Origin of the sequence: Amycolatopsis sp. NPDC023774, assembly GCF_040639695.1 — a bacterium.
GTDB lineage: Bacteria > Actinomycetota > Actinomycetes > Mycobacteriales > Pseudonocardiaceae > Amycolatopsis.
This window is the reverse complement of the sequence record NZ_JBFAAJ010000006.1, coordinates 137,275-163,115: the sequence shown is the minus strand read 5'-3', so window position 1 is coordinate 163,115 and position 25,841 is coordinate 137,275. Positions and strand designations below refer to the sequence as shown.

Sequence of the window (25,841 nt, the reverse complement as noted above, 5' to 3'; positions counted from 1 at the left end):
GTTGCGATCCTAGGGTCCAGACCATGCCGACGGACCCGCGCTGCCTCAGCTGCGGCGCTGCCCTGCCGGCGCCGCCCGGCCCCGCCGGCGGCCGCCGTGCCCGCTTCTGCTCCGGCGCCTGCCGCCAGCGCGCCTACCGCTGCCGGGTGCGGTCCCGCCCGGGCGGCGCGGGGTGCCCCGGGCGCGCCACGGAACTCGCCACCCTGCGACGGCTGCTGAGCCACCACCGGCTGGTCACGATCACCGGGCCCGGGGGCATTGGCAAGTCTCGCCTGGCGGCGCAGCTGGATGGGGCGTGCCGGGTGGATGTGTCCACGGTGGAATTCGTGCCGGCCAGGCCCGGGGAGCCGGCTGCGCAGGGAGAGAACGACGCCGAAACCGACCCGACCACAGCCGGCGGCGCGGCGGAGCTTGGGCGGTCGCCGGTTCGCCCCGGCCGCGAACGCCTGCCTGAAACAGGCACGATCCGCAGCACCTCCGACGCCGGCCGGCCGCTCGCGCCCGACGACGCGCTCCGCCTTGGCGCGAGCACGATCCACGTCCGGGACAACCCGGGCCAACCACTCGTGCGCAACCGGAGTGATCGCCTGCCCGGCGCGACCACAGCCGGCGCCCCAGCCACCCCCGGACTGGCGCTCGTTCCCGATGGCCGCGGCCACCAGACCCGCGCCAACACGATCAACGCCCCCACCAACGCACGACCGCTCACACCCGACCACAGCCACCAGACCCGCACCGACACCACGGACATCCCAGGCGACCCCACACAACCGCTCGCGTCCGACGAGCGCGAGCGGCTCCTCGATACGAGCACGCTGCGCATTCCCGCCGAGTTCGGGGACCTGCTCGTGCTCGATGGCTGCGAGGGGCGGGCCGAGGTGTGCGCCGCGCTGGTCACGCGGTTGCTGCGGGAACACCGAAACCTGCGGATCGTGGCGACCAGTCGTGTGGTGTTGGGGGTCGAGGGTGAGCAGGTGCTGCCGTTGCGTGGGCTGGCGCCGGCCGATGCGGCGCGGGTACTGGTGGACCGGATCCACCTGCTCGACCCGTTCTTCTCCGTGACCCCGGCCGAGGTCGCTGAGCTGTGCCGGGTGCTCGAAGGCGTGCCCGCAGCCCTCGAGCTGGTCGCGCCGCGCGTGCGGCTGCTGGGGCCGGCCGGGGCGCTGGAGGGCCTCCGGACCGCACTCGACCTGTCGCCCGGCAAAGGTTCGCTGCGCGCGGACCTGGAGCGCGACCACCGGCGGCTCGGAGCGGCCGAACGGGAAGCGTGGCAGCGGCTGTCGGTGCTGCCCGGGCCGTTCGACGCCGAGCTCGCGGCCGTGCTGGGCGCCGGCCCCGAGGTGCTGGAGCGGCTGGTGGCGGCATCGCTGCTGGTGCCCGAGCCGGCGGCCGACGGTACGACCGGCCTGCGCCTGTGGGCGGCCGGCCGCGCCTTCGCCCGCGAGCAGCTCGAGGCGGCGGGCGGTGCCGACGCCGCGTTCGAGCGGCTGGCCACCTGCTTCGTCGCGGAGATCGAGCCACACCTCACGGCGTTCCTGCTGCCGGACGGGCTCTGCCGGAAGCTGGTGGCGCGGGCCGAACCCGTGCTCGCCACGGTCGGCTGGCTCACCGCGCGGGGCGACGCCCGGCTCGCGGTGCCGGTGTGCGGGCTCGCGCGGTCGTGGCTGGCGCTGGGCCGCAACCTCGCCGAAAGCGAGGAACTGCTGCGCGGCGCGCTGCCGCACGTCGAGGACCGGCCGGACCTCAAAGCATCGCTGCTCGCCGCCCTGTGCAAAGCGGCGCACCGCACCGGCCGGTACGCCGACCAGCTGCGCCTCGGTGAGGAAGCCCTCGCACTGGAGTCCACTTTGGACCGAAAGGCGCGCGTCGCGTCGATCCTCGACCTGCTCGCCGCCGGGCTGCGGGCGTCGGGGCGGCGCGCGGACGAGCGTTACCGCGAAGCGCTGACGATCGCGCGCGAACTCGCCGACCCGGCCGTGATCTCCTTGCTGCTCAACGATCTCGCCTGGGCCGATCTCGAGTCAGGCGACCTCGCGACCGCCCGCGAAGTCCTCGCCGAAGCCCTCCCCCTCGCCCGCGCGCACGCGACACCCGGCCGGCTCGCCAGTGCGCTGCACACGGCCGGCTCGCTCGCCCTCGCCACGCACGACCACGCGACGGCCGAGGCCCGGTTCGTGGAGGCGCTGCTCGTCACCAATCCCACCGATGGGTTGAAGGTCCCGTACTTCACCGAGGGCGTCGCGATCGTCCTGACCGCCCGCGGCGAACACGAGCGCGCGCTGGGGCTGTTCGCCTGCGCCGACGCCGTCCGCCGCGGCCTGGGCGCCGCCGCCGAACCTGCGTGGCGCCGCCGCGTCCAGCAGGCGACCGCGACCGCCGTCGCCGGTCTCGACCCACGCCGCGCCCACGCCGCCACCCGGGCCGGCGCGCGCGTCTCCCTCGCCGCAGCCGTCGCCCACGCCCTCGACGCGAGCGCGCACTTCCACGCCACCGGCCACGGCCGCCTGACGCCCCAGGAGCACACCGTCGCCGCCCTCGTCACCGACGGCCTCACCAACCAGCAGATCGCCCGCCGCCTCGGCATCGCCCCACGCACGGTCGCGACCCACCTCGAACGCATCCGCGCGAAACTCGGCGTCCGTCCGCGGTCCGCCCTGGCGGCCTGGTTCACCCGCACAACCGCCGACGGGTGAGCGGACCCCGTCAGTGCGAATCGCGCGGAACGCCCGGGCCACGGGTGCCGTGCAGGAAGTCGAAGTCCGCGCCTTGGTGCGCCTGGGTCACGTGGTGCGTGTAGAGCCACGTGTACCCGCTGGCATAAGGCGATTCCGGTGCCTCCCACTCCGCACGGCGGGCCGCCAGCTCCTCGTCCGGCACGTGCAGGGTCAGCGAACGGGCAGGTGTGTCCAGGGTGATCCGGTCGCCCGTGCGCACCAGCGCGAGCGGGCCGCCCGCGGCGGACTCCGGGCTGACGTGCAGCACGACCGTGCCGTAGCCGGTGCCGGACATGCGGCCGTCGCAGATGCGCACCAGGTCGGTGATGCCGTCCTTGAGCAGTTTGGCCGGCAGGGGCACGTTGGCGACCTCCGGCATGCCCGGGTAGCCCTTCGGGCCGGCGCCGCGGATCACCAGCACGGTGTCTGCGGTGACGTCCAGGTCCGGGTCGTCGGCGACGCGGTGGTAGTCCTCGGCGGTATCGCACACCAGCGCCGGGCCGGTGTGCGTGAGCAGCTCCGGCGAGGCGGCCGACTGCTTGATCACCGCGCCGTCAGGAGCGAGGTTCCCGGTGAGCACGGCCGTGCCCGAGCCCGTGGGCTGAAACGGTTCGGCCACCGGGGTGATCACCTCGTCGTTCCAGCATTCGGCGTCGGACACGTTGTCCGCCAAGGACTTCCCGGTCACCGTGACCGTGCCGGGATGCAGCAGGCCGGCTTCGGCCAAGCGCCGCACGACGACGGGCAGGCCGCCGGCGTAGCAGAAGTCCTCCATCAGGAACTTGCCCGACGGCATGAGGTTCACGAGCGTCGGGACGTCGCGGCCCAGCACGTCGAAGTCCGCCATCTCCAGCGGCACGCCGACGCGGCCCGCGAGCGCCAGCAGGTGGATGATCGCGTTCGTGGAACCGCCGATGGCCGCGTTCACCCGGATCGCGTTCTCGAACGCCTCGCGCGTGAGAATCGACGACGGCCGCAGCTGTTCGTCCACCAACGCCACGATCCGCTGCCCCGCCGCCTGCGCCGTTTCGAAGCGGCGCGCGTCGACGGCCGGCCACGTCGCCGAGCCGGGCAGCTGCATGCCGAGCGCCTCGGCGAGGCACGCCATGGTGGACGCGGTGCCCATGGTCATGCAGTGGCCGTTGGACCTCGCCATGCAGCCCTCGGCGAAGAAGCACTCCTCCTGGCTCATGCGCCCGGCTTTGAGCTCCTCCTCGAACTTCCACACGTGCGTGCCGGACCCCACGTCCTCGCCGCGGAACTTGCCGTTGAGCATCGGCCCGCCGGTCACCATCACCGCGGGCAGGTCCACGCTCGCCGCGCCCATCAGCATCGCCGGGGTGGTCTTGTCGCAACCGGACAGCAGCACCACGCCGTCGAGCGGGTTGGCGCGGATGAGCTCCTCGACCTCCATCGCCATCAGGTTGCGATAGAGCATGGCGGTGGGGCGCATGAGCGTCTCGCCGGTGGCCATCGTGGGGAACGCCAACGGGAACCCACCGGCCTGCCACACGCCGCGCTTCACCGCCTCGGCCACGCGCGTGAGGTGCACGTTGCACGGCGCGAGTTCCGACGCACTGGTCGCGATCCCGATCACCGGCCGGCCGTCGAACACGTCCGGGCCGAAGCCCTGCGACCGCATCCACGACCGGTGGATCATCCCGGCGCGGCCCGACGCCCCGAACCAAGCCGCGCTGCGCCGTTCTCCAGCCTGCTCACCCACGCGAACCTCCTGCCGCCGACGGTCCGTACCTCCTCACTCCACCGCAGACCGCGGGGCGGGGCAAGTGATCAGCCCTTGACCGACCCGGTCAGCCCACCCACGATCCGCCGTTGCGCCACCACGAAGAACCCCAGCGCCGGCACCATCGACAACGCGGTGAACGCCAGCACCCGCGCCGTGTCCTGCGAGTACTGCGACTGGAACGTCGCCACGCCCAGTGGCAGCGTGAAATGCGCGCTGTCGTTGAACACCAGCAGCGGCAGCAGGTAGGCGTTCCAGCTCGTGACGAACGCGAGCACCGCCACCGTGGTGAGTGCGGGCGCCGAGAGCGGCAGCATGATCCGCCAGAAGAACCCGAGCCGGCTCGCGCCGTCTAGCACGGCCGCGTCCTCGAGCTCCCCGGGCACGGCGTGCATGAACGGCCGCAGGATCACGATCGTCACCGGCAGCGAGAACGCCGCCTCCGGGATCGCGACGCCCAGCGGGTTCTCCAGCAGCCCCAGCTGGCGCAGCCACAGGTACAGCGGCAGCGTGGCGACGCCCAGCGGGAACAGCAGTCCGAGCGTGAACAGGACATACACGGCTTCACGGCCTTTGAAGGCGTAGCGGGACAAGGCGAACGCCGCCATCGAACCCAGGCCCACGGCCAGCACCGTCGCGATCACCCCGATCAGCGCGCTGTTGCCGAGAAACCGCCAGAAGCCCGGTGAGGTGACCACGCTGCGGTAGTTGTCCCAGACCCACGGCCCCGGCAGGCCCGCCGGGTCGGTGTTGAGCTGCCCGTTGGTGCGGAAGCCTCCGAGCACCACGAACAGCAGTGGCACCACCGTGACCACCACGACGACGCCCGCGGCCGCGTAGCCCGCGACCAGGCCCCAGCGCCGGCCCGCCACGTCAGCCCACCGCCCGGGTCAGGGCACCCGCGGTGTCGCGGCGAAGCGCGAACCGCTGGTACACCAGCGCGAAGACGAAACAGATCGCGAACAGCACCACGGCGACCGCGCTGCCGAAGCCGAACTCGTAGCGCTTGAACCCGTGGTCCACGAGGTAGCTGGCCATCGTGGTCGACGCGTTGGCCGGGCCGCCGAGGGTCATGATCCACACGAGGTCGAACAGCTGCAGCGAACCGATCACGCTCAGGAAGATCCAGATCCGGATCGTCGGGCCGAGCAGCGGCAGCACCACGTGGCGCGTGGTCTGCCACGCGGTGGCACCGTCGAGCGCGGCGGCTTCCCGCAGCTCCGGCGGCACGCCCTGCAGGCCCGCGAGCAACAGGATGATGCCGAAGCCGAGGTACTTCCACGTCATGACCACGAACAGCGTGTACAGCACGATGCCCGGGTCCGCGAGCCACTGGTGCACGAGCCCGCCCAGGCCCACGCCGCGCAGCACCTCGTCCACGAACCCGTTCGGCTGCAACATCAGCAGCCAGATCACGGCGGTGATCGCCTCCGAGAGCACGTACGGCGCGAACACCACCATCCGCAGGAAGGCGCGGCCCTTGAGCTTGCGGTCCAGCAGCAGCGCGATGCCGACGCTCAGGGGCAGCTGGATCACGATCGAGAGCACGGCGATGACGACGTTGTGCCAGATCGCACCGCGGAACACCGCGCCGCCGAACGCGTCGGCGTAGTTCTGGAGCCCGACGAAGTCGGTGAGCGGGCCGAACCCGTTCCACGAGTACAGGCTGTAGTACACGGCGATGCCGATGGGCACGAGCACGAACCCGGCGAACAGCACTAGCGCGGGACCGAGCAGCAGCACCAGCTCGAGCCGGGTGCGGCCCCGGCGCCGCGCGGGGCGCCGGGGTGCACTGTGGACGGTCCGCGCGAGCGGCCGGGGCGGGGCGGGAGCCGCCATCACTTGTTCCCGGTGGCGGCCTGGTTCACGGCCTGCACCACCGCTTCCGGGTTGCCCTGCCCCGCGAACAGGTTCGCGACGGCGTCGTTGAGCGCCTGCCCGACGGCGGTCGGGAACGCGCGGTCGAAGTACATCTGCACATACGTTGCCTTGCGCGTCTGCTCAGCCACGGACTTCAGCGACTCGTTCTTCAACGACGCCACGGCTTCGGCGTTCACCGGAAGGCCCGAGCCGGCCTCGGCGATCTTCCGCTGCACCGGCGTGCTCGTGAGGTACTGCAGGAACCCGGCACACGCGGCGGGCGCGCGCGTCGTGCACGAGAACCCGTCACCGCCGCCGAGCAGCACGGCGGGGTCACCGGCGCCGCCGGGCACCGACGGGAAGGGGAACCAGCCGAGCTTGGCGTCGAGGCCCTTGTCGTCGGTGAGCGAGGACATCGTGCTCGGGTCCCAGTCGCCCTGCAGCTCCATCGCGGCCTTGCCGTTGGCGACGAGCCCGGCCGAGCTGCCGGCGCCCTGCTGCGCCGGCGTGCCGTTGAAGCCGGTCTGGAACGGCTGCGTCGCGAGGAAGCCCTGCAGGTCCTGGCCGGCCTTGACCCAGCACGGGTTCTGCAGCTTCACGGCCGCGATCTCGTCCTTGAGCACCTGCGTGGAACACGCGCGCACGGCGAAGTAGTCGTAGTAGAACGCGTCGGGCCAGCGGTCTTTGCCCCCGAGCGCGATCGGGGCGATGCCCGCCGCCTTCAGCTTGTCGACAGCGGCGGCGAAGTCGGCCATGGTCGTCGGCGGGGCCGTGATCCCGGCCTGCGCGAAGAGGTCCTTGCGGTACCAGAACCCGACGACGTGCTGCACGTAGGGCACGCCGTACTGCTTCCCGCCGACCTGCCAGCCCTGCGCCGTCGAACCGAGGCCGCCGATCCAGCCCTGCACGGACGAGGTCAGGTCCGCCACGCGGCCCGACTCGACCTGGGAGGCCTCGTCCCCGCCGCAACACTGCTGGTAGAGGTCCGGGGGCGTGTTCGACTGCAGCGCCAGCGGCACCTTCGTGGGGAACTCCTCGTTCTGGATCGGCTGCACCGTGAACGACACGTCGGGATGAACCTGGTGGTAGTCGTCGGCGACCTGCTGCCACAGCGACCGCACGGGTTCCGCGGTGCCGTTGTGCCACCAGGTCAGCGTGACCGGTCCCGACGCGGCGGCCGGGCTCTCGTCGCCACCTCCCCCGCACGCGGAGAGCACGAGCGCAGCTGCCGCGACGAGCGCGGCGAGGGGGAATCTCCGGCTGTGACGCATGACGGATCCACTCCTGACGACTTCGGCCGAGTTGGACGGGGCGTGACGGTGCCCGGGATGGCGAAGAGTCTGCGCGCCCGAAATTCCCGTGTCAATCGTTGTCGATAACGTTTTACATCGCTAGTCTGAGCCCGTGCAGCCTCGTTCCCGTGTCACGATCCGTGACGTCGCCGCCCGTGCCGGAGTGTCGGTCGCGACGGTCTCGAAGGTGATCAACCAACGCTACGGCGTCGCCGCCGACACGTTCGCGCGCGTTCGCGCCGTGATCGACGAGCTGGGGTACGAGGCGAGCCTGGTGGCGCAGAGCCTGCGCAACCACAAGACCAACGTGATCGGCATCCTCGTGGCCGACCTCGAGCCGTTCAGCACCGAGCTGCTCAAGGGCGCGGCGGACGCGATCCGCGGCACCGGGTTCGAGCTCGTCGTGTATTCGGCGGGCGGGCGGACGGGCGACCCCGAGGGCTGGGAGCGCCGGTACCTGTCGCGCCTGAGCGGCACGCTCGTCGACGGCGCGGTGCTCGTGACGCCCGCGGCCGAGCTCGAAGGCCTGCCCGGGACTCCCGTGGTCGCGGTGGACCCGCACACCGGGCGCTCGCCGCTGCCGGCGATCGTCTCCGACAACCTGCGCGGCGCGCAGCTGGCGACCGAACACCTGCTGGAGCTCGGGCACCGGAGGATCGCGCTGCTCGCGGGCCGGCCGGACCTGCAGTCCGCCCAGCTGCGCGAAACCGGCTACCGGCGCGCGCTGGCCGCGGCCGGTGTCAGCGTGGACGAAACCCTCGTCGTGGCCGGTGACTACGACGGCGAGCTGGCGGCCGCGTCGGCGCGGGAGCTGCTGACGCGCCCCGACCGCCCGACGGCCGTGTTCGCCGCCAACGACACCTCGGCCATCGCGACGCTCGCCGCCGCCGCGGCGCTGGGCCTGCGCGTGCCGGACGACGTGTCGGTGGTCGGCTTCGACAACATCCCCGAGTCGGCGCTGTGCACTCCCCCGCTCACCACGGTGCAGCAGCCCATCCGCGAGATGGGCCACCGCGCCCTCACCGTCCTCATCGGACTCATCAACGGCGACCCCGAGGAGCGTGAGCCCGTGGTGCTCGACACGGAACTGGTGGTGCGCTCGTCGAGCGCCGCGCCGCGGGTCCGCTCGTGACGACCGAGGCCGCGCCCGAGCCATGGCGCGACCCGCGGCTGCCCGTCGCCGAGCGGGTACGCGATCTCGTGGCCCGGATGACCACGCGCGAGAAAGTGGCGCAGCTGTCCGGGATTTGGGTCGGCATGGACTCCGGGGGCGAGGTCGCGCCGCACCAGCACGACTTCGCTCAGGACCCGCCGGACTGGGACGCGCTCGTGCCGCACGGAGTCGGGCAGCTGACCCGCGCCTTCGGCACGCGGCCGGTCGACCCGGAGATCGGCGCGCGGGGCCTCGCCCGGACGCAGGAGGAGATCGTGGCGCGCGGGCGCTTCGGCATCCCCGCCGTGGTGCACGAGGAGTGCCTCACGGGCCTGGCGGCGTGGCAGGCCACGGTGTACCCGGCACCGCTGTGCTGGGGCGCGAGCTTCGACCCAGAGCTCGTAGGGCGCGTGGCTTTCCGCATCGGGGAGACCATGCGGGCGCTCGGCGTGCACCAGGGGCTCGCGCCGGTGCTCGACGTGGCGCGGGACCTGCGCTGGGGCCGCGTCGAGGAGACCATCGGCGAGGACCCGTACCTTGTGGGCACGATCGGCGCGGCCTACGTCGCCGGGCTCGAGTCGGCCGGGATCGTGGCGACGCTCAAGCACTTCGCGGGCTACTCCGCGTCGAAGGCCGGGCGCAACCTCGCGCCGGTCTCGGTGGGGCCGCGCGAGCTCGCCGACGTGCTGCTGCCCCCGTTCGAGCACGCGCTGCGTGCCGGGGCCCGGTCGGTGATGAACTCCTACACCGACCTCGACGGGCTGCCGGCCGCGGCCGACCCGGGCCTGTTCACCACGCTGCTGCGCGAACGCTACGGGTTCACCGGCACGGTGGTGTCCGACTACTTCTCCGTGGCGTTTCTGCACGCTCTGCACCACGTCGCCACCGGACCGGCGGACGCGGCGGGGCAGGCACTGAGCGCGGGCATCGACGTCGAGCTGCCCACAGTGGACTGTTACGGCTCACCGCTCGTGGCGGCGCTGGCGGACGGCGGCATCGACGAGTCCCTCGTGGACCGTGCGCTGCACCGCGTGCTGACGCAGAAGTTCGAGCTGGGCCTGCTGGATCCCGGGTGGTCGCCCCACCCCGCCTCGACCGAACTGGACGGCCCCGAGTCGCGGGCGCTCGCGCGGGAGCTCGCCGAGCGGTCGGTGGTGCTGCTGTCGAACACCGGAGCGTTGCCGCTGCGTTCCGGCCTTCGGCTGGCCGTCGTCGAGCCACGCGCGGACGAGCCGGGCGCGATGCTCGGCTGCTACTCGTTCCCGATGCACGTCGGCGTGCACCACCCGGACGTGCCGTTCGGCCTGCACGTGCCCACGGTCGCCGAGGCACTGCGGGAGTCGTTCAACCTCACCTTCGCCCCCGGCTGCGGCGTCACCGACGGGACGGACGAGGACCTCGCCGCGGCCGTCGAGGCGGCCGCGGCGGCGGACGTCTGCGTGGCCGTGCTCGGCGACCGCGCGGGCCTGTTCGGCGGCGGCACCTCCGGCGAAGGCTGCGACGCGGCCGACCTGCGGCTGCCCGGCCGGCAGGAGGAGCTGCTCGAAGCCGTGCTGGCGACGGGCACACCCGTGGTGCTGGTGCTGCTGTCCGGCCGGCCCTACGAGCTGTCGCGCCAGGTCGAGCGCCTGGCTGCCGTCGTGTGCGGGTTCTACCCCGGGGAAGAGGGCGCGGCGGCGCTCGCCGGGGTGCTCACGGGCCGGGTCGAGCCGTCGGGCCGCCTGCCGGTGAGCTTCCCGGCCGCCGGGGCCACCCAGCCGTCGACCTACCTCGGCGCCGCGCTGGCCGCGCGCAGCGACGTCAGCTCGGTCGACCCCACGCCGGTGTTCCCGTTCGGCCACGGCCTCGCCTACCACCCGGCCACGTGGGTTTCGGTCACCGGCGCGAGCGCGTGGCCGTCGGACGGCTCGTGCCGGGTGAGCGTGACGCTGCACAACCCGCACGACACGGAGACGTCGGAAGTCGTCCAGGTCTACCTCCACGACCCGGTCGCCGAAGTGGCGCGCCCGCTGCGACAGCTGATCGCCGCGCCGCGCGTGCCGCTCCCGCCCGGACAGACCCGGGTGGTGCACCTGGACCTGCACGCGGACCTCGCCGCCTACACGGGCCGGGCCGGCGACCGGATCGTCGACACCGGGCCGGTGGAGCTGCGGGTGGGCCCGTCGAGCGCGGTCGCGCACACCGTGCTGGCGCTGCCGATCACGGGATCACGGCGCGTGGTGGGGTTCGACCGTGTGCTCCAGCCGCGGGTCACGGTGGTCGTCCCCGGCTGATAACTCGCTGAGAACTCCGGCAAACGGGACACTCCGCGGGCGCTCCCGGCGTTGAGCCAGGTGAACGACCCACCCTGAGGAGTGTGTGATGAGCCTGATCGGAACGCTGGTCGGGTACGTGCTGACCCTGTTCATCCTCGTGTTGATCGCGCGCATGATCCTGGACTGGACGCGCCTGATGACCACCGGGCCGTCCTGGCTCGGGAAGGCACGCTACTACAGCCACCGCGCGACCGAACCTGTGATCGCGCCCGTGCGCCGCGTGCTGCGGCCCGTACGCGCCGGCGGGCTGTCGATCGACCTCGCCTTCACCGTGGTGTTCATCGCGGCGCTGATCGTGCGGTCCATCGCGTTCGCCCTGTGACGGCTGCTGCCGGCCGCGCGGGCGCACCTTCCTGGTGTGCGAAATCGGTCCGGCTGCCGGGAACACCACCTCGTCCCGCTGCCAGGTACGGCTACCGGTCGGAGGCCGGGGTGGGTGATAGTCGCCTCGTGACCCAGGTGCTCCCCCGCTCTCCCGCAGACACCCCCGCCGCGCCCCGAGCCCACCGCCGGCCGGGTGCTCTACCGCGACGCCGTGGTCGCTCGGCTGCCGGCCGCTGCCGCTCGACCTCGCCGTGCCGGCCGGTCCGCCGCCGCTCACCGGGGTGGCCGGTGGTTGTGTTCGTGCACGGCGGTGCGTTCGCGCTCGGTTCGCCCAAACACGCGCCGCTCGGGCGCTACTTCCGGAACGCCTGCCCCCGGCCGGGTTCGCCGTGGCTTTGGTCCCCTTCAGGCACAGCCGCGAAGCGGTGTACCCCGGCGCAGCTGCACGACGTGAAGGCCGCGGTGCGCCGGCTGCGCCACCACCACACGACGCTCGCGCTGAACCCGGACCGGTTCGCCGCGTGGGGCCACGCCGCGGGCGGGCACCTCGCGGTGATGCTCGCCGTGACCGGCGGCCGGCGAGCTGGAAGGCGGCATCGGCGTGCCCGGCCCGGACAGCGGCGTGCAGGCGGCCGTGGCGTGGAGGCCGCCGTCGGACTTCACGCGGCTGCCGCCGCCTCCGCCGAGCTCACCGTTGCACGCCACCGGCGAAGACCCGCACGCGTGGCTGCTCGGCGGTGCGCCCGCGCAGCATCCGGCGCTCGCCGCCGCGGCCAGCCCGCTCACGCCCGTGAGCGAGTTCGCCGCGCCGCTGCTGGTCGTGCACGGCACCGCCGATGACGTCGTGCCCATCACGCAGAGCGAAACCCTGGTGGCCACGTACTGGCAGGCGGGCGCCGACGCCGAGTTCACGTGGCTCGAGGACGCCGGCCACGTCTACGGCCTCGGTACCCGCGGAACCATGACGGCCGCGGGCCGCGGCTTCCTCCGCAAACCGGTGCTCCGAGTCCGAGGACCCGGAGCACCGGACACCACCGCGCCGGACAGAACCGAAGTCCTACAGCTGCACACCGCGCGACAACGCACCGTCGGCCACCAGGTTGGTGCCCGTGATGAACGACGCCAGCGGGCTGGCCAGCATGGTCACCGCGTAGGCGATCTCCTCCGGCGTGCCCATGCGGCCCATCGGGTTCAGGCCCAGGGCCTGGTTGAACAGCTCCGGGTTGCCGCTCTCGGTGCTGTGCCAGATGCCGCCTTCGAAGTAGGTGTTGCCGGGCGAGACCGTGTTGGCGCGGATGCCCTTCGGGGCCAGCTGGAACGCCAGCCCCTGGATGTAGTGCACGACCGCGGCCTTCATGGTGCCGTATGCGGGAGCGGCGAAGTCGATCTCGCGGCCCGAGACGCTGGAGATGGCGATGATCGAGGCGGCCTCGCTGCGTTCCAGGTGCGGCAGCGCCGTCTCGGCGACGCGCACCGTGTGCATGAGATCGACCTCGAAGCTGGAGCGCCAGTTCTCCTCGGTCGGGCCGATGGACAGGGCGCTGACGTTCGCCACCACGATGTCGAGGCCGTTCAGGTCGGCCGCGGCGCGTTCGACCCACGCGGTCAGCGCTTCGCCGTCCGCGACGTCCACGGCCTCGCCCGACACCGTCGCGCCGGCGTCGCGGAATTTCTTCTCCGTGGCGCGCACCTCGGATTCGGTGCGCGCGCAGAACGCCACCGCGGCGCCCTCACCCGCGAGCGAGGCGACGACCGCGCGCCCGATCCCCTTGGTACCGCCGGTCACCAGGGCTTTGCGCCCGGCCAGCCGCAGATCCATGCGTTTTCCTCCTAGAGCTTCGCGGCCTGCTCGCGCAGGTACCGGTGCATTCCGCCGTAGGCCTCGCCCGTGGGCAGCAGGCGCTTGGCGATCTTGGTGACGGCGCTGTAGTTCGCGTCGACGACATTGGCCAGCGGGGCCTGGCTGATTTGCGTGAGCAGCTGGTAGGCGTCGAGCGGGTCGAGCCCGTAGAGCTCGCCGAGCCAGGCGATCATGCCGTGCTGGCTCGAGCGCCACGCGTCCTCCAGCGGGCGCGAGGACGCGACGACCACGTAGTTCTCGTCCTGCTCGATGCGTGGCCACACCGGTGCGCCGCCCTTGATCAGCTCCACGATCAGCGTCACGTTCATGGCGCCTTCCACGGCCGTGCCGCAGGCCTCGCCCTCACCCTGGCGGTAGTGCCCGTCGCCGACCGAGAACAGCGCGCCCGGCACGTTCACGCCGAGGTAGCAGGTGCTGCCCGCCTTCATCTCCGGAGTGTCCATGTTGCCGCCGAACATGTCCGGCACCAAAGACGTGCGGACCTCCCGCCCGGCCGGCGCGACGCCCACCGTGCCGAGCATCGGCTCCACCGGCAGGTCCACGCGGAAGTCGCCGCGCAGCGCCTCGAACACCACGACCTGCTTCTCGCGATCGAGCTGGTAGATCCAGGTCAGCTCGGGCAGTGGCTCGTGCAGCATCGCCGTGCGGTCGGTGGCCGTGAGCCCGCCGAAGAACGGGATGGTCGCCGACGCGGCCCAGTCACGCGCCGGTTCCAGGTCCACGAAGTGCAGCGCCAGTGTGTCACCGGGTTCCGCGCCGTCCACATGGAACGGTCCGGTCTGCGGGTTGACCTCCCGCATGTCGAGCTTCTCGCTCGGCTTGTCCGCCGTGCTCTGCAACCGGCCGCTGAACGCGTCCTCGGTCCAGAGTTTCAGTACCGTGCCGGGCTTCACCGTCCGGATGGGGGCGACCCCGCCGAAGGTCCACGCGTACTGCTCGCGTTCGGGGGTGAACTCGACGATCTCCACACTGGCTCCTCATGCCGAAGGCTGCATACGACCGGCCCCCCGCCGCGGTCGATCTTGCCGACCCGAGGGGCCGCGGGCAAGTCAGCGCGCCGGTGCCCGCGAGGGGGCTAGCATGGAATGCCTGACGTGACGGGGAGACCCAACGCCGCGCCAAACCTGTTCACCGACGAACGAGGAAGGCGGCAAGAAATTCATGGCAGGCAACAAAGCGGTCAGTTATGTCGGCCAGGGCAAGGTCGAGGTCGAGACGATCGAGTACCCCGGCTTCGTGCTCAAGGACGGGCCGGGGGTGAACCCGGCGAACGTAGGCCGGGAAACCCAGCACGGCGTGATCCTGAAGAACGTCGCGACCAATATCTGCGGCTCCGACCAGCACATGGTTCGCGGCCGCACGACGGCACCGCAGGGACTGGTGCTGGGCCACGAGATCACCGGAGAGGTGATCGAGACCGGTCGTGACGTGGAGTTCATCAAAGTGGGCGACCTGGTTTCGGTGCCCTTCAACATCGCGTGCGGACGCTGCCGCAACTGCAAGGAGGGCAAGACGGGCATCTGCCTGAACGTGAACCCGGACCGGCCGGGTTCGGCCTACGGATACGTCGACATGGGCGGCTGGGTCGGCGGCCAGGCGGAGTACGTGATGGTGCCCTACGCCGACTGGAACCTGTTGAAATTCCCGGACCGCGACCAGGCGATGGAGAAGATCCTCGACCTCACGATGCTCTCGGACATCTTCCCGACCGGCTTCCACGGCTGTGTCACGGCGGGTGTCACGGTGGGGTCGACGGTCTACGTGGCGGGCGCCGGCCCGGTGGGGCTGGCCGCGGCCGCGTCGGCGCAACTGCTCGGGGCCGCGGTGGTGATCGTGGGCGACCTCAACGCCGAACGGCTCGCGCAGGCTCGCAGCTTCGGCTGCGAGACCATCGACGTGTCGCAGGGCGAACCGAAGGACCAGCTCGCCGACATCGTGGGCGAGCCGGAGGTCGACTGCGCGGTCGACGCCGTCGGGTTCGAGGCACGCGGGCACGGGCGCGAGTCGGCGACCGAGCACCCCGCGACGGTGCTCAATTCGCTGATGGACCTCACGCGCGCAGGCGGGGCACTCGGCATCCCCGGCCTGTACGTGACGGGCGATCCCGGAGCCGGCGACGAGGCGGCGCGCCACGGCTCGCTGTCGATCCGGATCGGGCTGGGCTGGGCGAAGTCGCACTCGTTCACCACGGGCCAGTGCCCGGTGATGAAGTACCACCGGAAGCTGATGATGGCGATCCTGAACGACCGCGTGCAGATCGCGAAGGCCGTGAACGCGACGCCGATCAGCCTCAGCGACGCGCCGCGCGGCTACCACGAGTTCGACCAGGGCGCGGCACGCAAGTACGTGCTCGACCCGCACGGTCTGCTCAACTGAGCACCATCCGGTGGGGTGGCGCCGCGGCGCCGCTCCACCGGCTCGGCTCAGACCCGCACCAGGTCGCCGGCCTGTTCCGCGGCGGGCTGTTCGAACGCGGCGCCGTAGCAGGCGATCTTCATCCGGATGCGCTCCTGTGCCCGCGCAGCCGGTCGATCTGCTCGGCCACGAGGGTCTCGTGGTCCCGCAGCACGGCGAGGCGTTCGGCCAGGGTGTCGTCGCCCTCCCGCAGCAGCTCCACGTAACGCAGCATCTGCGCGATCGGCATCTCGGTGTCGCGCAGGCAGCGCGGCCGGTGCAGGAATCGCAGGTCGTCCTCGGTGAAGCGGCGGCGCCCGCCCGCGGTGCGGTGGACGTCGCGCAGCAGGCCGATGCGTTCGTATCAGCGGAGCGTGTCGATGCTGAAGCCGGTCCGGGCGGTCACTTCGGCGGGTGAGAAGGAAGCCACCCGTCCAGATTCCCACCTGAAGCACGCTCCGTGTCCGGGTCCGGAACCTGACCCGGACCTCGGTCCGGGTTGTCGACTCGGGGCATGACTGGTTTGGACGACTACCGGCCCCTGGGCCGTTCCGGGCGGCGGGTCTCGCCGCCGGCCTAGGTGCGATGACGTTCGGCACGGTCGGCCTGTGCTCCGACGACGAGGCCTCGCGCGAGGTGTTTCCGTACCTACGTCGGCGCGGGCGGCAATTACGTCGACACGCCCGACAACTACAGCGACGGGCGCAGCGAGCCGCGATCGAGACCGAGCACGGTCCACTGGCCGCCGAGTTCGGCATCGCGGTTCAACCGTGGAGCGCGCTGGCCTGCGGCTTCCTCACCGGCAAGAACTCCCGCGACGGAGCCGAGACCGGCCGGCTCGACGGCGAGGAGCACCCCGCGAGGCGCTGCGCGGTGCTCGACGCCGTCCGCGCGGTCGCCGCGGAGACCGGCCACACGCCGGCGCAGGTCGCGATGCACTGGGTGCTGCGGCGGCCCGGGGTCGCGGGCATGCTCGTCGGCGCGCGTCGGCGAAGCAGCTCACGGACACGCTCGGGGCGCTGGAGCTGGACCTGCCGGCCGCGGTGCTCGACGGGGTCACGGACGTGAGCGCGCCCGGGCTGCCGTTCCCGCACAACGACCTGACCCGGTTGCGGTGACGGCCGATCAAGCCTCGCCACGGAGACGGTCCACTGTGGACGCCGGGCCGAACTCCGATTCGAAGCGCGCCAGGAGATCGGCGAGCAGCGCGTTGAGCGTCGTCAGGCGGTCGGGTTCGAGGGCGCCCGCGAAGAGGCCGCGTTCGTCGTCGGTGCGCTGCTTCGTCGCGGCGGCCCAGCGGGCGCGGCCCTTGCGGGTGAGGCGGATCGGGCGGCTGCGGCCGTCTGCGGCCGGGACGCGTTCGACCAGCCCCGCGCGCGCGAGCCGGTCGATGCGGACGCTGACGGTGCCCGACGTGACGCCCAGCAGGTCACCGAGCTCCTTGGGCGTGAGCACGGGCGGCTCACCGGAGCGATGCAGGGCCGAGAGGGCCTGCCAGTCGCCGGGCGTGAGGTCGTGGTCGGCGGCCGCGCGGCCGAGCACCTGCTCGAACTGCCGCGACAGCCGCCCGATCCGCTGGCGCGCGGCCTCGACGTCCGCATCGACCCCGCCGGGCATCACGCGCAGCCACGCCGCGAGGCCGGCGCCGACCGAGTCCTGGTCCACTGGACACTCCCTTGAGTATCAAGGTAGTTTGGTTTGAGTATCAAGATACCGCGAATCGAGGAGACGGACATGAGCCGGGTCTGGTTCATCACGGGCACGAGCGCCGGTTTCGGGCGGGTGCTGGCCGAGGCGGTGCTCGCCCGGGGCGAGCGGGTGGTGGCGACCGCGCGGGACGTCGAGTCGGTGAAGGACTTCGCCGAGCGGGCGCTCGTCGCGCGCCTCGACGTGACCGACCCGGCGTCGATCCGCTCGGCCGTCGACACCGCGCTCGCCGAGTACGGGCAGATCGACGTGCTCGTGAACAACGCGGGTCACGGCCTCATCGGCGCGCTCGAAGAGCTCACCGACGAACAGACGCGCAAGGTCCTGGAGACCAACGTGTTCGGCGTGCTCGCCGTGACGCGCGCCGTGCTGCCTCACATGCGCGCACGGCGCAGCGGGCACATCGTGCAGCTCTCCTCCGTGGGCGGCGTCGTCGGCAACCCGGGCCACGCGATCTACGCGACGTCGAAGTTCGCACTGGAAGGCATGTCCGAGGCCCTCGCCGGCGAGGTGGGCTCGCTCGGGATCCGCGTCAGCATCGTCGAGCCGGGCCCCTTCCGCACCGAGTTCGCCGGCCGCTCCATGACGTTCGCCGACCCGATCGCCGACTACGCCGACACGCCCGCCGGCCGGCTGCGCTCGCAGTTCTCCGCGCAGGACGGGCACCAGCCCAACGACCCGGCCCGCGCCGCCGCGGCCATCCTCACGCTCGTCGACACCCCCGACGCACCACTGCGGCTGCCCCTGGGCCCGGAGGCGGTCACGCGGATCAGGGCGAAGCTGGAGAAGCAGCTGGCGGATCTCGCGGAGTGGGAGGCGGTCGCGCTGGATACGCGGTATCCGGACGCGTGAGTCGGCTGTGTCCGGCTGCGGCACGCCCGTGCCGCGGCCGGACCGGAATCGTGACGCGCGCCGGCGGCACTGCCCCTCCCGGGAGCCGGTGCCCGCGACGGTTCAGCACGCGGCTCCCCCGGCTGTGCCGTGCCACCTCTCGCGACTGGGACACGGGTGCGTCGGCCAGCCCCCGAGTCAGAAGCGGTAGCGCAACACGCACGTCCCCCGCCTCGACACCGCCGTGCTGCGGGCGGCCAGGCGGGTGAACCAGCGCAGCGCGAGCGGCTGCAACGCGACCTCGGGCGCGCGAGAAGCGAACTGCTCGTCGACGAGCTCCAGCTTCGGCACCCAGCGCTGCGGCACGCGCGGGTCGTCGAAGCCGGGGTTGGCCACGACGCCCGCGATGGAACCGGTGCCGCGGTAATGCTTGATGACCCAGACGTGGAAACGCGTGTAGCTGTTGAACGCGATCTCGCCCGTCGGGAAGCGGCCGGCGATCCCGGCGAGCAGGGCGACGAACGCGGCCTGCGGCAGGAAGGCGACGAGCCCGTCGGCGACCGCGACCGCGGGCCGGTCGGCCGGGATGCGCTCGAGCCACGCCGGGTCGGTGAGGTCGGCGGCCACCGGGTGGACGTGGGGGTGCGCCGGCAGGAGCCGTTCACGCACTGAGACGACGGCGGGCAGGTCGAGGTCGTACCAGTCCACTGTGGAGGGCGGCCGTACGCGTTCGAACCGGCCGTCGAGGCCGCAGCCGAGCTCCAGCACCACGGCGTCGGGGTGGCGGCCGACGAACGAGCGCACCACGTCGTCGAGCAAACGCGAGCGCACGGCGATGTCGAACACCTGGCTCTTCACCAGCGGCCCCGCGGCGGGGTCGTGCCCGAGTGCCGCCACGACGTCCGCTGCCGTCGGGTCGCCGAGCACCGGATGGGGTGCGCGGGCGTCGAGCGCGCGGCCGTCGAGGGTGAGGTACAGGCTGTTCTCCACCGCGGTAAACGCCGTCGTGTCCATGGTGACTCCCTTTTCCCGATCGGGAAACTACGACCGTCCACCGGGTCCGTCAACTCGGGTTTTCTCTGTGTTGCAATGGCTGCCACAAGTGCAACGAGGCGCTTGCGTTGCAATGACAGCGTACGCTCGGGCGCATGCCGGGAAGCCGCCTGACCCACGAGGACCGCCGAGCCGTCGCCGAGGGGCTGGAAGCCGGGCTCGCCTACGCCGAGATCGCGCGGCTCCTCGGGCGGCCGACATCAACCGTGAGCCGGGAGGTCCGGCGCAACGGCGGCCCGCGCGGCTACCGCGCCGACCACGCCCAGGCGGCCACGCACGAGCGGGGCCGGCGCGTGCCCGCGGGCACGCCGGCGGTGAGCGGGTTCGAGGAGAGGTTGACCGAGATGATGGTCCACACCGGACTCCCGCGCATGCCGGCCCGTGTGCTCGCGACGCTGCTCACCAGCGACCGGCTCGAGCTCTCGGCGGCGGACCTCGTGACGCGCGTGCGCGTGAGCCCGGCGTCCGTGTCCAAGGCGATCGCGTACCTGGAGCAGCTCGAGCTCGTCCGGCGCGTCAGCGAGCCCGGCCGCCGTGAGCACTACCGGCTCGACGACGACGCCTGGTACCGCTCGTGCCGCCGCGAAGCCGACGTGTGCACCGCGTGGGCCACCTCGGCGCGCGAGGGCGCCGACCTCTTGGCCGGTTCCCCCGCCGCCGCGCGGCTGGCCGCGATGGGCGATTACTTCGACCACGTCGGCCGCGACCTCGCCGACTCGGCCGAGCGGTGGCGGCACGTCTTCGCCGCCAGGTGATCAGGACGCGGCGGACAGCCCGCCGTCGATGGTCACGATGGTGCCGCTGATGTAGTCGGCACGGGCCGAGGCCAGGAAGGCCACCAGGTCGGCGACCTCGCCCGGCTCGGCGACGCGGCGCGAGGGCAGCGCGGCGAAGCTCGCGTCGACGTCGTCGTTGGCCGCGCGCATGGCGGTGATCCGCTCGGTGGCCACGGGACCGGGGTTCACGCCGACCACGCGCACACCTTCGCGCGGGCCCTCGGCACCGAGCGCGCGCGTGAACGCCATCAGGGCCGCGTTGCCCGCGCCGCCGGCGATGTACTCCGGCTTCGGCCGCTCGCCGCCGGCACCGATCACGTTGACGATCACGCCGCGGCCCTGCTCGCGAAGCCGCGCGTAGACGAGCCGGGTGAGGTCGACGTAGCCGAAGACCTTGAGGTCCCACGCGTGCCGCCACCGGTCGGCGCCGACCTGGGCGAGCGTGCCGGCCGGGATGTCGCCGGCATTGTTCACGAGGATGTCGGCGTCGGCCGTGGCCTCGGCGAGCCGTTCGAGATCGGCGGTTTCGCGCAGGTCGACGACGTGCACGGTCACCTCGACCCCGTGCGCTTCCCGCAGCTTCCGGGCGAGGGCTTCGAGCGCGTCGCCGCTGCGCGCGGCCAGGTGCAGGTGGCTGCCCTCGGCCGCGAGCACCTCGGCCACGGCGGCGCCGATGCCCTTCGACGCGCCGGTCACCAGGGCACGCCTGCCGCGGAGTTTCAGGTCCATCGCTCGTCCTCACGATCTTCACCGGTGGTTCCCAGTCTGCCGAAGGTCGGCGGCGGCCCGCCATGTCTCGTGGGTCTCAGGCGGGGTGTCTCAGGGGAGCGTGTCCAGGAAGGGCGCGTGCGCGTTCTGGAACGCCAGCCTGAGAAGTGGTCCCAGTTGATCGACCACGTCATGAGCCCCGCAGGCCGGGCACGGTGCCGCCGCGCAGGGTGTACCGGCCGCAGCCCGTGCCCTTCGTGAGGCAGGTCAGGGCCGTCTGCACGTCGGCGGGGGCGGTGTAGCCGTTGCCCGCGTTGACGGTGGCCGGCACGCGCAGGGCGATCTGGTCGGCGCGCAGGCCGGAGAAGAACGCGCCGCCGGCGACGGGGAAGCCGGCCTTGAGCATGTCGGTCATCGCGATGTGGAAGTCGGCCCCGCCCATGGTGTGGTACTCGTTGTCCAGGCCCATGACCGGCCCGGAGTTGCAGTCCTGAACGTGCAGCACGGTCAGGGAATCGCGCAGGGCGTTGATCACCGGCAGATACGCGCCGGTGCGCGGGTCGCCGGCCGACGAGCCGCCGTAGAACTGGTAGCCGACCTGCACGAAGAACGTCTCGGGCGCCATCGTGAGCACGAACCCGCTGCCGTAGCGGGCTTTCAGCGTCTTGAGCACGGAGATCAGGTTGACCACGACGGGCGTGGTCGGGTTGCGGAAGTCGGTATCGCCCGCGTTCAGCGACAGCGAGTGGCCCTCGAAGTCGACGTCGAGCCCGTCGAGGCCGTACTTGTCGATGATCGCGGAGACGGAGCCGACGAACGCGTCGCGCGCGGCCGTGGTGGTGAGCTGCACCTGGCCCTTCTCGCCGCCGATGGAGATGAGCACCTTCTTGCCCTGCGCCTGCTTCGCGCGGATCGCCGCGATGAAGTCGGCGTCGCTCTCCACGCCCGCGCACTCGCTCGCCGGGCAGCGGTCGAAGCGGATGTCGCCGGACGTCGGCGTGGTCGGCTCACCGAACGCGAGGTCGATGATGTCCCACGCGTCGGGCACGTCGGCCATGCGGACGTAGCCGGAGCCGTTGGCGAAACTGGCGTGCAGGTAGCCGATGAGGGCGTGCTTCGGCAGGCCGGAGTCGGTGCAGCCGCCGGTGCTGCCCGACACGGTGGCGCTGCGCGGCGACTCCCCCGCCGTGTTGTACGCGGCGACGGTGTAGCTGTGCGAGGTGCACGGCGACAAGCCGGTCAACGTCGCCGAGGTGCCGGTGACCGTGGTGCGCAGCGTGCCGTCCTCGTAGACGCGGTAGCCGATCACGCTGCCCGCCGGCGCGGTCCACGTCAGGCCGATCGACGTGCTGGTGACCGCGCCGAGCTTCGGCGCTGCCGGGGCGCTCGGTGCGCCGGGGGTCCCGCCGCCCGGACCGTCGAGGCTGACGTCGTCGGCGTAGTAGGTGCCGCCGCCGTACCAGCCGTGCAGGTACAGCTGCGCGGACGTCTGGCTCGCGCCCGTGGTGAACGACAGCGCCAGGCGCGTGTAGTCGCCCGAGCCCACCCACGTCGAAGGCCCTCCGGTGACCCCCAGGTACACCGGATTCCCCCGCACCCAAGCCTCCACGGCGTAGGTCGTGTTCGGCCGCACGGACACGGTCTGGCTGCACTGCCCGGTATCCGCCGCGGACGCCGTCACGGCCAGTGCTCCCGCGCCCGAACGCACCGGCGAAGCCACGGTGGCCGCCCCGCTCGCGCACTTCCACCCGGCCGTCGACCCCGCGTCGAACCCGGGATTGACCAACAGGTTCGCGGCCCCGGCACTGCCGGGCACGGCCACGAGCCCACCCAGGGCCACGGCGAACGCGGCCAGGAGCAGGGACAGTCGGGAACGCCTCATCGCGTACCTCCGGCTTCGGCGAGGAGAACGCTTATTGACTGGACCAATATGGAAGATGTCCAGACCAGTTTCGGAAGGCCACCCGGACGCCGAGCCGGGGCTTCAGCTTCCGTGAAACCCGGGGGCTAGGTAGAGTTCTTGCATGGCCGGCCTCCGAATGACCCTCCCGACCCAGCTGGTGCTCCACGCGCTGCTGCGGGACCCTTACCAGGAGCTGTACGGACTCGAGATCTGCGCGACCGCCGGGCTCCCCAGCGGAACGATCCACCCGATCCTCGCGCGCCTCGAGAAGGCGGGCTGGCTGCGGTCGCGATGGGAGGAAGCCGATCCGTCGGAGGCAGGCCGGCCGCGGCGACGCTACTACCGGCTTGACCCGCGCGGCCTCGATGCCGCGCGGGAAGCGTTGCACCGCGCCGAAACCTCGACGCGCGCGCTGACGCGGATGCGCCCGGGCCTGGCGGGGGACACGCGGTGAACCCGCCGCTCGACTTGCTGCTCGGGCTGGACCGGATGCTCAGCCGGACCCACGATCGCGTCGCGGCGACACTGCTCCCCCACCTGAGCAGCTCCCACCGCGTGATCGACCTGCCGCTCGTCAGGGGGCTGCTCGACGACCTGTGCCGCGAGCTCGACATGACAGGGAACCTCGCGAGCGCCGCCGATCTGGGACCCGCGCTCGGCAACGCCCGCGCCTACGCGTGGCGCGCGCTGGCGCTCGTCGGCGAGGGTACCGACCGCGACGACCACGACCTCGCGCGCCGCTGCGTGATCGAGTTGGTGGACCAGCTTTCCGCCGCGCGCACGGACGCGGTCGCTGTACTGACGGACCACGGCTTCGGCTCGAGGCGCCCTCGCTGGCGCGGGTGGGCCGGACCGGCGGCGAGCCCGGCGCAGGTGATCGCGTTCTCCCGCGTGACGGCCACGTGCGCGGCGGCCCTGCTGCCGGCCGGGAGCCGGGCCGAGTACGCCGAGCTGTTCCTCTCCGAGCTGCACGACCTCGCCCGGGCCCGGCGCGGCCGCTGGGTGCAGATCCGGTACGCGTGCCGGGTGCTACTGCGCGCACCCCGGCTGCGGCGCGCGCTGGGCTGAGCCCCGGCGGGTCGCCGGTGACACCGATCAGCGGGCGAAATAGGCTGAGCCCCGTCCGAAGGTCCACGAACGGAGAGTGCCGGCTGATGTCCGACAGCTACACCGCAGCGATCGTCCACTCGCCCGAGGCCGGGGTGCGGCTGCGTCCCGAGGGAGGCGAGCTGCCGACCGACGCGAACGACGTCAACCTGCTCGGCATGGCCATCGCGCTGGCACTCGGGCGGGCCGGGTACGAACACCACCCTGAGCCGCGCGACGCGCAGCTGCAGACGCTCGACGCGCTGATCGCCGGCGACACCGTGATGCCGTGGCGCCGGCCCGGTGACGAGACCGACGAGCAGCAGCTCACCTGCACCCGCGGCGCCGGTGGTGCGTGGCGCTGCGAGGTCAAGCCCGCCTGAGCCGCATTCGCGGCGCCCTCGCCCGAGTGGCCCGGGCGCCGCGCCGGCCCGGTCCCACGCACTGCCCGAACGGGCCGCGTCGATGCCCGCCCTCCCGGCGGACGCTGTCCTCCATGGTCTGGACTTCGTCGCCGGCGCCAGCCCGACCGGCCCCACCGCGCCGCATTCGCCACTGCGCTCGTACTACGGCATCCCCACCGCGGAGTTCTACGCGGACGCCGCCATCCAGAAGCTGCGCCGTGACGGCGTACCGTCGGCGAAGCTCTTGCTGGGCCTCGGGTTCTACGGCTGCGGCTGGGACGGGTCCCGCAGAGGCAGCCCGGCGGCACCGCGACCGGCCCGGTGAAGGCCACCACCACGGGTGAGGACGGGATCGAGGACTACAAGGTCCTCAAGACCACGTACCCCTCCAACGGCCTGATCGCCGGCACCGCCTACGCGCAGTGCGGCTCGCAGTGGTGCAGCTACGACACCCCGGCGACGGCGCCGGCCAAGGTGGGCTACGCGAAGTCGCAGCGGCTGGGTGGTGTCTTCGCGTGGGAGCTCTCCGGCGACACCACGAACGCCGAACTGCTCTCCGTGATCACCCGCTGATCGCCTCCGGGGCCGGGCCACGAGCCCGCGCCCCGGTGAAAAGCCCGTCGTTGTCCGGTTCGAGCGGCTCTGCGAATACTGGGTGATGCCCGAAGACCCCGCCGAAGCCTTGGCCGCGCGCGTGTTCGACGCCGCCGTCGCGACTTCCGACGTCATCGCCATCGCGCTCGGCGACCGCCTCGGCTACTACCGCTCCCTCGCCGGGGGCGACCGCACGCCCACCCAGCTCGCGGAGACGACCGGCACGGACGAGCGGTGTGCCCGCGAATGGCTCGAACAGCAGGCGGTGTCGGGGTTCCTGGACGTCACCGACACCGACACCGACACCGAACGGCACTACCGCTTCGCCCCCGGTGCCGCGACCGTGCTCGCCGACCAGGACGCGCTCACCTACCTCAGCCCGCTCGCGCGCCAGCTGGTGAGCGCCGCCGGGCACGTGCCCGAGGTCGCGGAGGCGTTCCGCACCGGCCACGGTTTCCCGTGGGCCGCCTACGGCGCCGACATGCGCGAATCGCAGGCGGCGCTCAACCGTCCGGGTTTCCTGCACCTGCTGGCGCCCCAATGGCTGCCCGCGATGCCCGACGTGCTCGTGCGCCTGGCCGACGGACCTTCGCGCGTCGCCGACATCGGCTGCGGCGGCGGCTGGGCCGCGATCGCCTTGGCGCGCGCGTTCCCCCGGACCCGCGTCGACGCCTACGACCTCGACCAAGCCTCGGTGGACCTCGCCCGGAACAACGTCGCCGAAGCCGGCCTCGCCGACCGGATCACCGTGCACCGCCAGGACATCGGCACGGTCGAGGCCGAGCCGTACGACCTCGTGATGGCGTTCGAATGCCTGCACGACCTGCCCTACCCCGTCCGCGCGCTCGCGGCGATGCGCGGCCTCGGCGGGCCGGTGCTCGTGGCCGACATGAAGGTCGCCGACGAGTTCACCGCCCCCGGCGACGCCGTCGAGCGGTTGATGTACGGCTTCAGCGTGGCGATCTGCCTGCCCGACAGCATGAGCAGCCCGAGCTCGGCCGCCACCGGCACCGCGATCCGCCGCTCGACCGTCGAGGCCTACGCGCGCGAGGCCGGGTTCGACCGCGTCGAGACCCTGCCGATCGACCACGACACGTGGCGCTTCTACCGGCTGGGCTGACC

The 25,841-nt window shown here is 72.4% G+C and carries 23 protein-coding genes and 5 pseudogenes; 16 read left to right on the top strand and 12 right to left on the bottom strand.

What is annotated here, in order from left to right; genetic code table 11:
• Positions 1-23: 23 nt before the first annotated feature.
• A complete protein-coding gene (locus tag AB0F91_RS16935; protein WP_360598450.1) occupies positions 24-2,693 on the top strand; it encodes a LuxR C-terminal-related transcriptional regulator in 2,670 nt (889 codons plus the stop codon).
• A gap of 10 nt (positions 2,694-2,703) precedes the next feature.
• Here the strand turns inward: AB0F91_RS16935 and AB0F91_RS16930 are convergent, their stop codons facing one another.
• The 4 genes from AB0F91_RS16930 to AB0F91_RS16915 form a co-directional block, all read right to left on the bottom strand.
• The gene (locus AB0F91_RS16930) at positions 2,704-4,437 is read right to left on the bottom strand and encodes an IlvD/Edd family dehydratase (RefSeq protein ID WP_360598449.1); all 1,734 of its coding nucleotides are present in this window, start codon (positions 4,435-4,437) and stop codon (positions 2,704-2,706) included.
• Positions 4,438-4,505: 68 nt separating this feature from the next.
• Positions 4,506-5,330, bottom strand: a complete 825-nt coding sequence (locus tag AB0F91_RS16925) for a carbohydrate ABC transporter permease (RefSeq protein ID WP_360598448.1) — start codon at positions 5,328-5,330, stop codon at positions 4,506-4,508.
• A 1-nt stretch (position 5,331) separates the two neighbouring features.
• On the bottom strand, positions 5,332-6,297 hold the full coding sequence (locus AB0F91_RS16920) for a sugar ABC transporter permease (protein WP_360598447.1): 966 nt from the start codon (positions 6,295-6,297) through the stop codon (positions 5,332-5,334).
• Positions 6,297-7,589 (bottom strand): extracellular solute-binding protein, encoded by a 1,293-nt coding sequence (locus AB0F91_RS16915; protein WP_360598446.1) that lies wholly within the window; start codon positions 7,587-7,589, stop codon positions 6,297-6,299. Before AB0F91_RS16915 ends, AB0F91_RS16920 begins: the two co-directional genes overlap by 1 nt.
• Before the next feature lie 133 nt (positions 7,590-7,722).
• Here AB0F91_RS16915 and AB0F91_RS16910 point away from each other — a divergent pair, with 133 nt between their 5' ends.
• From AB0F91_RS16910 to AB0F91_RS16890, 5 genes and pseudogenes are all read left to right on the top strand, one after another.
• A complete protein-coding gene (locus AB0F91_RS16910) occupies positions 7,723-8,742 on the top strand; it encodes a LacI family DNA-binding transcriptional regulator (RefSeq protein ID WP_360598445.1) in 1,020 nt (339 codons plus the stop codon).
• Positions 8,739-11,036, top strand: a complete 2,298-nt coding sequence (locus AB0F91_RS16905) for a glycoside hydrolase family 3 N-terminal domain-containing protein (protein ID WP_360598444.1) — start codon at positions 8,739-8,741, stop codon at positions 11,034-11,036. Before AB0F91_RS16910 ends, AB0F91_RS16905 begins: the two co-directional genes overlap by 4 nt.
• A gap of 88 nt (positions 11,037-11,124) precedes the next feature.
• Positions 11,125-11,400 carry a YggT family protein gene (locus AB0F91_RS16900; RefSeq protein ID WP_360598443.1) on the top strand — a complete coding sequence of 92 codons (276 nt, stop codon included), beginning with the start codon at positions 11,125-11,127 and terminating at the stop codon, positions 11,398-11,400.
• Positions 11,397-11,924, top strand: a pseudogene (locus AB0F91_RS16895) (hypothetical protein); the annotation flags it as partial. The gene AB0F91_RS16900 and the pseudogene AB0F91_RS16895, both read left to right, overlap by 4 nt.
• A gap of 79 nt (positions 11,925-12,003) precedes the next feature.
• Positions 12,004-12,291, top strand: a pseudogene (locus tag AB0F91_RS16890) (prolyl oligopeptidase family serine peptidase); the annotation flags it as partial.
• Positions 12,292-12,459: 168 nt separating this feature from the next.
• Here the strand turns inward: AB0F91_RS16890 and AB0F91_RS16885 are convergent.
• Together AB0F91_RS16885 and AB0F91_RS16880 are read right to left on the bottom strand one after the other, a co-directional pair.
• Positions 12,460-13,221, bottom strand: a complete 762-nt coding sequence (locus AB0F91_RS16885) for an SDR family oxidoreductase (protein ID WP_360598442.1) — start codon at positions 13,219-13,221, stop codon at positions 12,460-12,462.
• Positions 13,222-13,232: 11 nt separating this feature from the next.
• Positions 13,233-14,231 (bottom strand): acetamidase/formamidase family protein, encoded by a 999-nt coding sequence (locus tag AB0F91_RS16880; RefSeq protein WP_360598441.1) that lies wholly within the window; start codon positions 14,229-14,231, stop codon positions 13,233-13,235.
• A 193-nt stretch (positions 14,232-14,424) separates the two neighbouring features.
• On the opposite strand from AB0F91_RS16880, the gene fdhA reads away from it, so the two are divergent.
• Positions 14,425-15,639 carry a formaldehyde dehydrogenase, glutathione-independent gene (gene fdhA / locus AB0F91_RS16875; RefSeq protein ID WP_360598440.1) on the top strand — a complete coding sequence of 405 codons (1,215 nt, stop codon included), beginning with the start codon at positions 14,425-14,427 and terminating at the stop codon, positions 15,637-15,639.
• Between the two features lie 118 nt (positions 15,640-15,757).
• On the opposite strand, the gene AB0F91_RS16870 is transcribed toward fdhA, so the two are convergent.
• Both AB0F91_RS16870 and AB0F91_RS16865 read right to left on the bottom strand, forming a co-directional pair.
• Positions 15,758-15,907 (bottom strand): hypothetical protein, encoded by a 150-nt coding sequence (locus tag AB0F91_RS16870; RefSeq protein WP_360598439.1) that lies wholly within the window; start codon positions 15,905-15,907, stop codon positions 15,758-15,760.
• 45 nt (positions 15,908-15,952) lie between these two features.
• Positions 15,953-16,003 (bottom strand): annotated as a pseudogene (locus AB0F91_RS16865) (hypothetical protein); the annotation flags it as partial.
• 239 nt (positions 16,004-16,242) lie between these two features.
• Here AB0F91_RS16865 and AB0F91_RS16860 point away from each other — a divergent pair.
• Positions 16,243-16,725, top strand: coding sequence for an aldo/keto reductase (locus tag AB0F91_RS16860; protein ID WP_360598438.1), 483 nt, complete (start codon positions 16,243-16,245; stop codon positions 16,723-16,725).
• A 57-nt stretch (positions 16,726-16,782) separates the two neighbouring features.
• Here AB0F91_RS16860 and AB0F91_RS16855 read toward each other — a convergent pair whose 3' ends face one another.
• Positions 16,783-17,322, bottom strand: coding sequence for a MarR family transcriptional regulator (locus AB0F91_RS16855; protein WP_360598437.1), 540 nt, complete (start codon positions 17,320-17,322; stop codon positions 16,783-16,785).
• A gap of 69 nt (positions 17,323-17,391) precedes the next feature.
• On the opposite strand from AB0F91_RS16855, the gene AB0F91_RS16850 reads away from it, so the two are divergent.
• Positions 17,392-18,216 carry an oxidoreductase gene (locus AB0F91_RS16850; protein WP_360598436.1) on the top strand — a complete coding sequence of 275 codons (825 nt, stop codon included), beginning with the start codon at positions 17,392-17,394 and terminating at the stop codon, positions 18,214-18,216.
• A gap of 177 nt (positions 18,217-18,393) precedes the next feature.
• On the opposite strand, the gene AB0F91_RS16845 is transcribed toward AB0F91_RS16850, so the two are convergent.
• Positions 18,394-19,209 (bottom strand): class I SAM-dependent methyltransferase, encoded by an 816-nt coding sequence (locus AB0F91_RS16845; protein WP_360598435.1) that lies wholly within the window; start codon positions 19,207-19,209, stop codon positions 18,394-18,396.
• 134 nt (positions 19,210-19,343) lie between these two features.
• Between AB0F91_RS16845 and AB0F91_RS16840 the strand changes: the two are divergent.
• Both AB0F91_RS16840 and AB0F91_RS16835 read left to right on the top strand, forming a co-directional pair.
• Positions 19,344-19,523, top strand: a pseudogene (locus AB0F91_RS16840) (helix-turn-helix domain-containing protein); the annotation flags it as partial.
• 69 nt (positions 19,524-19,592) lie between these two features.
• Entirely contained in the window at positions 19,593-20,003 is a 411-nt protein-coding gene (locus AB0F91_RS16835) for a MarR family transcriptional regulator (RefSeq protein ID WP_360598570.1), read from the top strand.
• Here AB0F91_RS16835 and AB0F91_RS16830 read toward each other — a convergent pair whose 3' ends face one another.
• Together AB0F91_RS16830 and AB0F91_RS16825 are read right to left on the bottom strand one after the other, a co-directional pair.
• The gene (locus AB0F91_RS16830) at positions 20,004-20,753 is read right to left on the bottom strand and encodes a short-chain dehydrogenase/reductase (protein WP_360598434.1); all 750 of its coding nucleotides are present in this window, start codon (positions 20,751-20,753) and stop codon (positions 20,004-20,006) included. It abuts the gene before it with no gap.
• A gap of 169 nt (positions 20,754-20,922) precedes the next feature.
• Positions 20,923-22,614: a glycoside hydrolase family 18 protein gene (locus AB0F91_RS16825; protein WP_360598433.1), complete on the bottom strand. Its 1,692-nt coding sequence runs from the start codon at positions 22,612-22,614 to the stop codon at positions 20,923-20,925.
• 142 nt (positions 22,615-22,756) lie between these two features.
• Here AB0F91_RS16825 and AB0F91_RS16820 point away from each other — a divergent pair, with 142 nt between their 5' ends.
• The 5 genes and pseudogenes from AB0F91_RS16820 to AB0F91_RS16800 all read left to right on the top strand — a co-directional run bounded on the left by AB0F91_RS16820 (position 22,757) and on the right by AB0F91_RS16800 (position 25,839).
• Complete coding sequence (locus tag AB0F91_RS16820; RefSeq protein ID WP_360598432.1) at positions 22,757-23,089, top strand: PadR family transcriptional regulator; 333 nt, start codon at positions 22,757-22,759, stop codon at positions 23,087-23,089.
• A complete protein-coding gene (locus tag AB0F91_RS16815; RefSeq protein WP_360598431.1) occupies positions 23,086-23,703 on the top strand; it encodes a hypothetical protein in 618 nt (205 codons plus the stop codon). The genes AB0F91_RS16820 and AB0F91_RS16815 overlap by 4 nt, the downstream gene beginning before the upstream one ends.
• An 86-nt stretch (positions 23,704-23,789) precedes the next feature.
• Complete coding sequence (locus AB0F91_RS16810) at positions 23,790-24,104, top strand: hypothetical protein (RefSeq protein WP_360598430.1); 315 nt, start codon at positions 23,790-23,792, stop codon at positions 24,102-24,104.
• A 139-nt stretch (positions 24,105-24,243) separates the two neighbouring features.
• Positions 24,244-24,698 (top strand): annotated as a pseudogene (locus tag AB0F91_RS16805) (glycoside hydrolase family 18 protein); the annotation flags it as partial.
• A gap of 85 nt (positions 24,699-24,783) precedes the next feature.
• Positions 24,784-25,839 (top strand): class I SAM-dependent methyltransferase, encoded by a 1,056-nt coding sequence (locus tag AB0F91_RS16800; RefSeq protein WP_360598429.1) that lies wholly within the window; start codon positions 24,784-24,786, stop codon positions 25,837-25,839.
• Positions 25,840-25,841: the final 2 nt, after the last annotated feature.

What these genes read in the sequence shown, in the direction of transcription:
- AB0F91_RS16915 (WP_360598446.1), bottom strand. Translation starts at nt 7,589, where the DNA reads ATGCGTCACAGCCGGAGATTCCCCCTCGCCGCGCTCGTCGCGGCAGCT.
- AB0F91_RS16835 (WP_360598570.1), top strand. Translation starts at nt 19,593, where the DNA reads ATGATGGTCCACACCGGACTCCCGCGCATGCCGGCCCGTGTGCTCGCG.
- AB0F91_RS16810 (WP_360598430.1), top strand. Translation starts at nt 23,790, where the DNA reads ATGTCCGACAGCTACACCGCAGCGATCGTCCACTCGCCCGAGGCCGGG.
- AB0F91_RS16830 (WP_360598434.1), bottom strand. Translation starts at nt 20,753, where the DNA reads ATGGACCTGAAACTCCGCGGCAGGCGTGCCCTGGTGACCGGCGCGTCG.
- AB0F91_RS16900 (WP_360598443.1), top strand. Translation starts at nt 11,125, where the DNA reads ATGAGCCTGATCGGAACGCTGGTCGGGTACGTGCTGACCCTGTTCATC.
- AB0F91_RS16935 (WP_360598450.1), top strand. Translation starts at nt 24, where the DNA reads ATGCCGACGGACCCGCGCTGCCTCAGCTGCGGCGCTGCCCTGCCGGCG.
- fdhA (WP_360598440.1), top strand. Translation starts at nt 14,425, where the DNA reads ATGGCAGGCAACAAAGCGGTCAGTTATGTCGGCCAGGGCAAGGTCGAG.
- AB0F91_RS16870 (WP_360598439.1), bottom strand. Translation starts at nt 15,907, where the DNA reads ATGCCGATCGCGCAGATGCTGCGTTACGTGGAGCTGCTGCGGGAGGGC.
- AB0F91_RS16920 (WP_360598447.1), bottom strand. Translation starts at nt 6,297, where the DNA reads ATGGCGGCTCCCGCCCCGCCCCGGCCGCTCGCGCGGACCGTCCACAGT.
- AB0F91_RS16825 (WP_360598433.1), bottom strand. Translation starts at nt 22,614, where the DNA reads ATGAGGCGTTCCCGACTGTCCCTGCTCCTGGCCGCGTTCGCCGTGGCC.
- AB0F91_RS16885 (WP_360598442.1), bottom strand. Translation starts at nt 13,221, where the DNA reads ATGGATCTGCGGCTGGCCGGGCGCAAAGCCCTGGTGACCGGCGGTACC.
- AB0F91_RS16850 (WP_360598436.1), top strand. Translation starts at nt 17,392, where the DNA reads ATGAGCCGGGTCTGGTTCATCACGGGCACGAGCGCCGGTTTCGGGCGG.
- AB0F91_RS16860 (WP_360598438.1), top strand. Translation starts at nt 16,243, where the DNA reads ATGACGTTCGGCACGGTCGGCCTGTGCTCCGACGACGAGGCCTCGCGC.
- AB0F91_RS16800 (WP_360598429.1), top strand. Translation starts at nt 24,784, where the DNA reads ATGCCCGAAGACCCCGCCGAAGCCTTGGCCGCGCGCGTGTTCGACGCC.
- AB0F91_RS16845 (WP_360598435.1), bottom strand. Translation starts at nt 19,209, where the DNA reads ATGGACACGACGGCGTTTACCGCGGTGGAGAACAGCCTGTACCTCACC.
- AB0F91_RS16820 (WP_360598432.1), top strand. Translation starts at nt 22,757, where the DNA reads ATGGCCGGCCTCCGAATGACCCTCCCGACCCAGCTGGTGCTCCACGCG.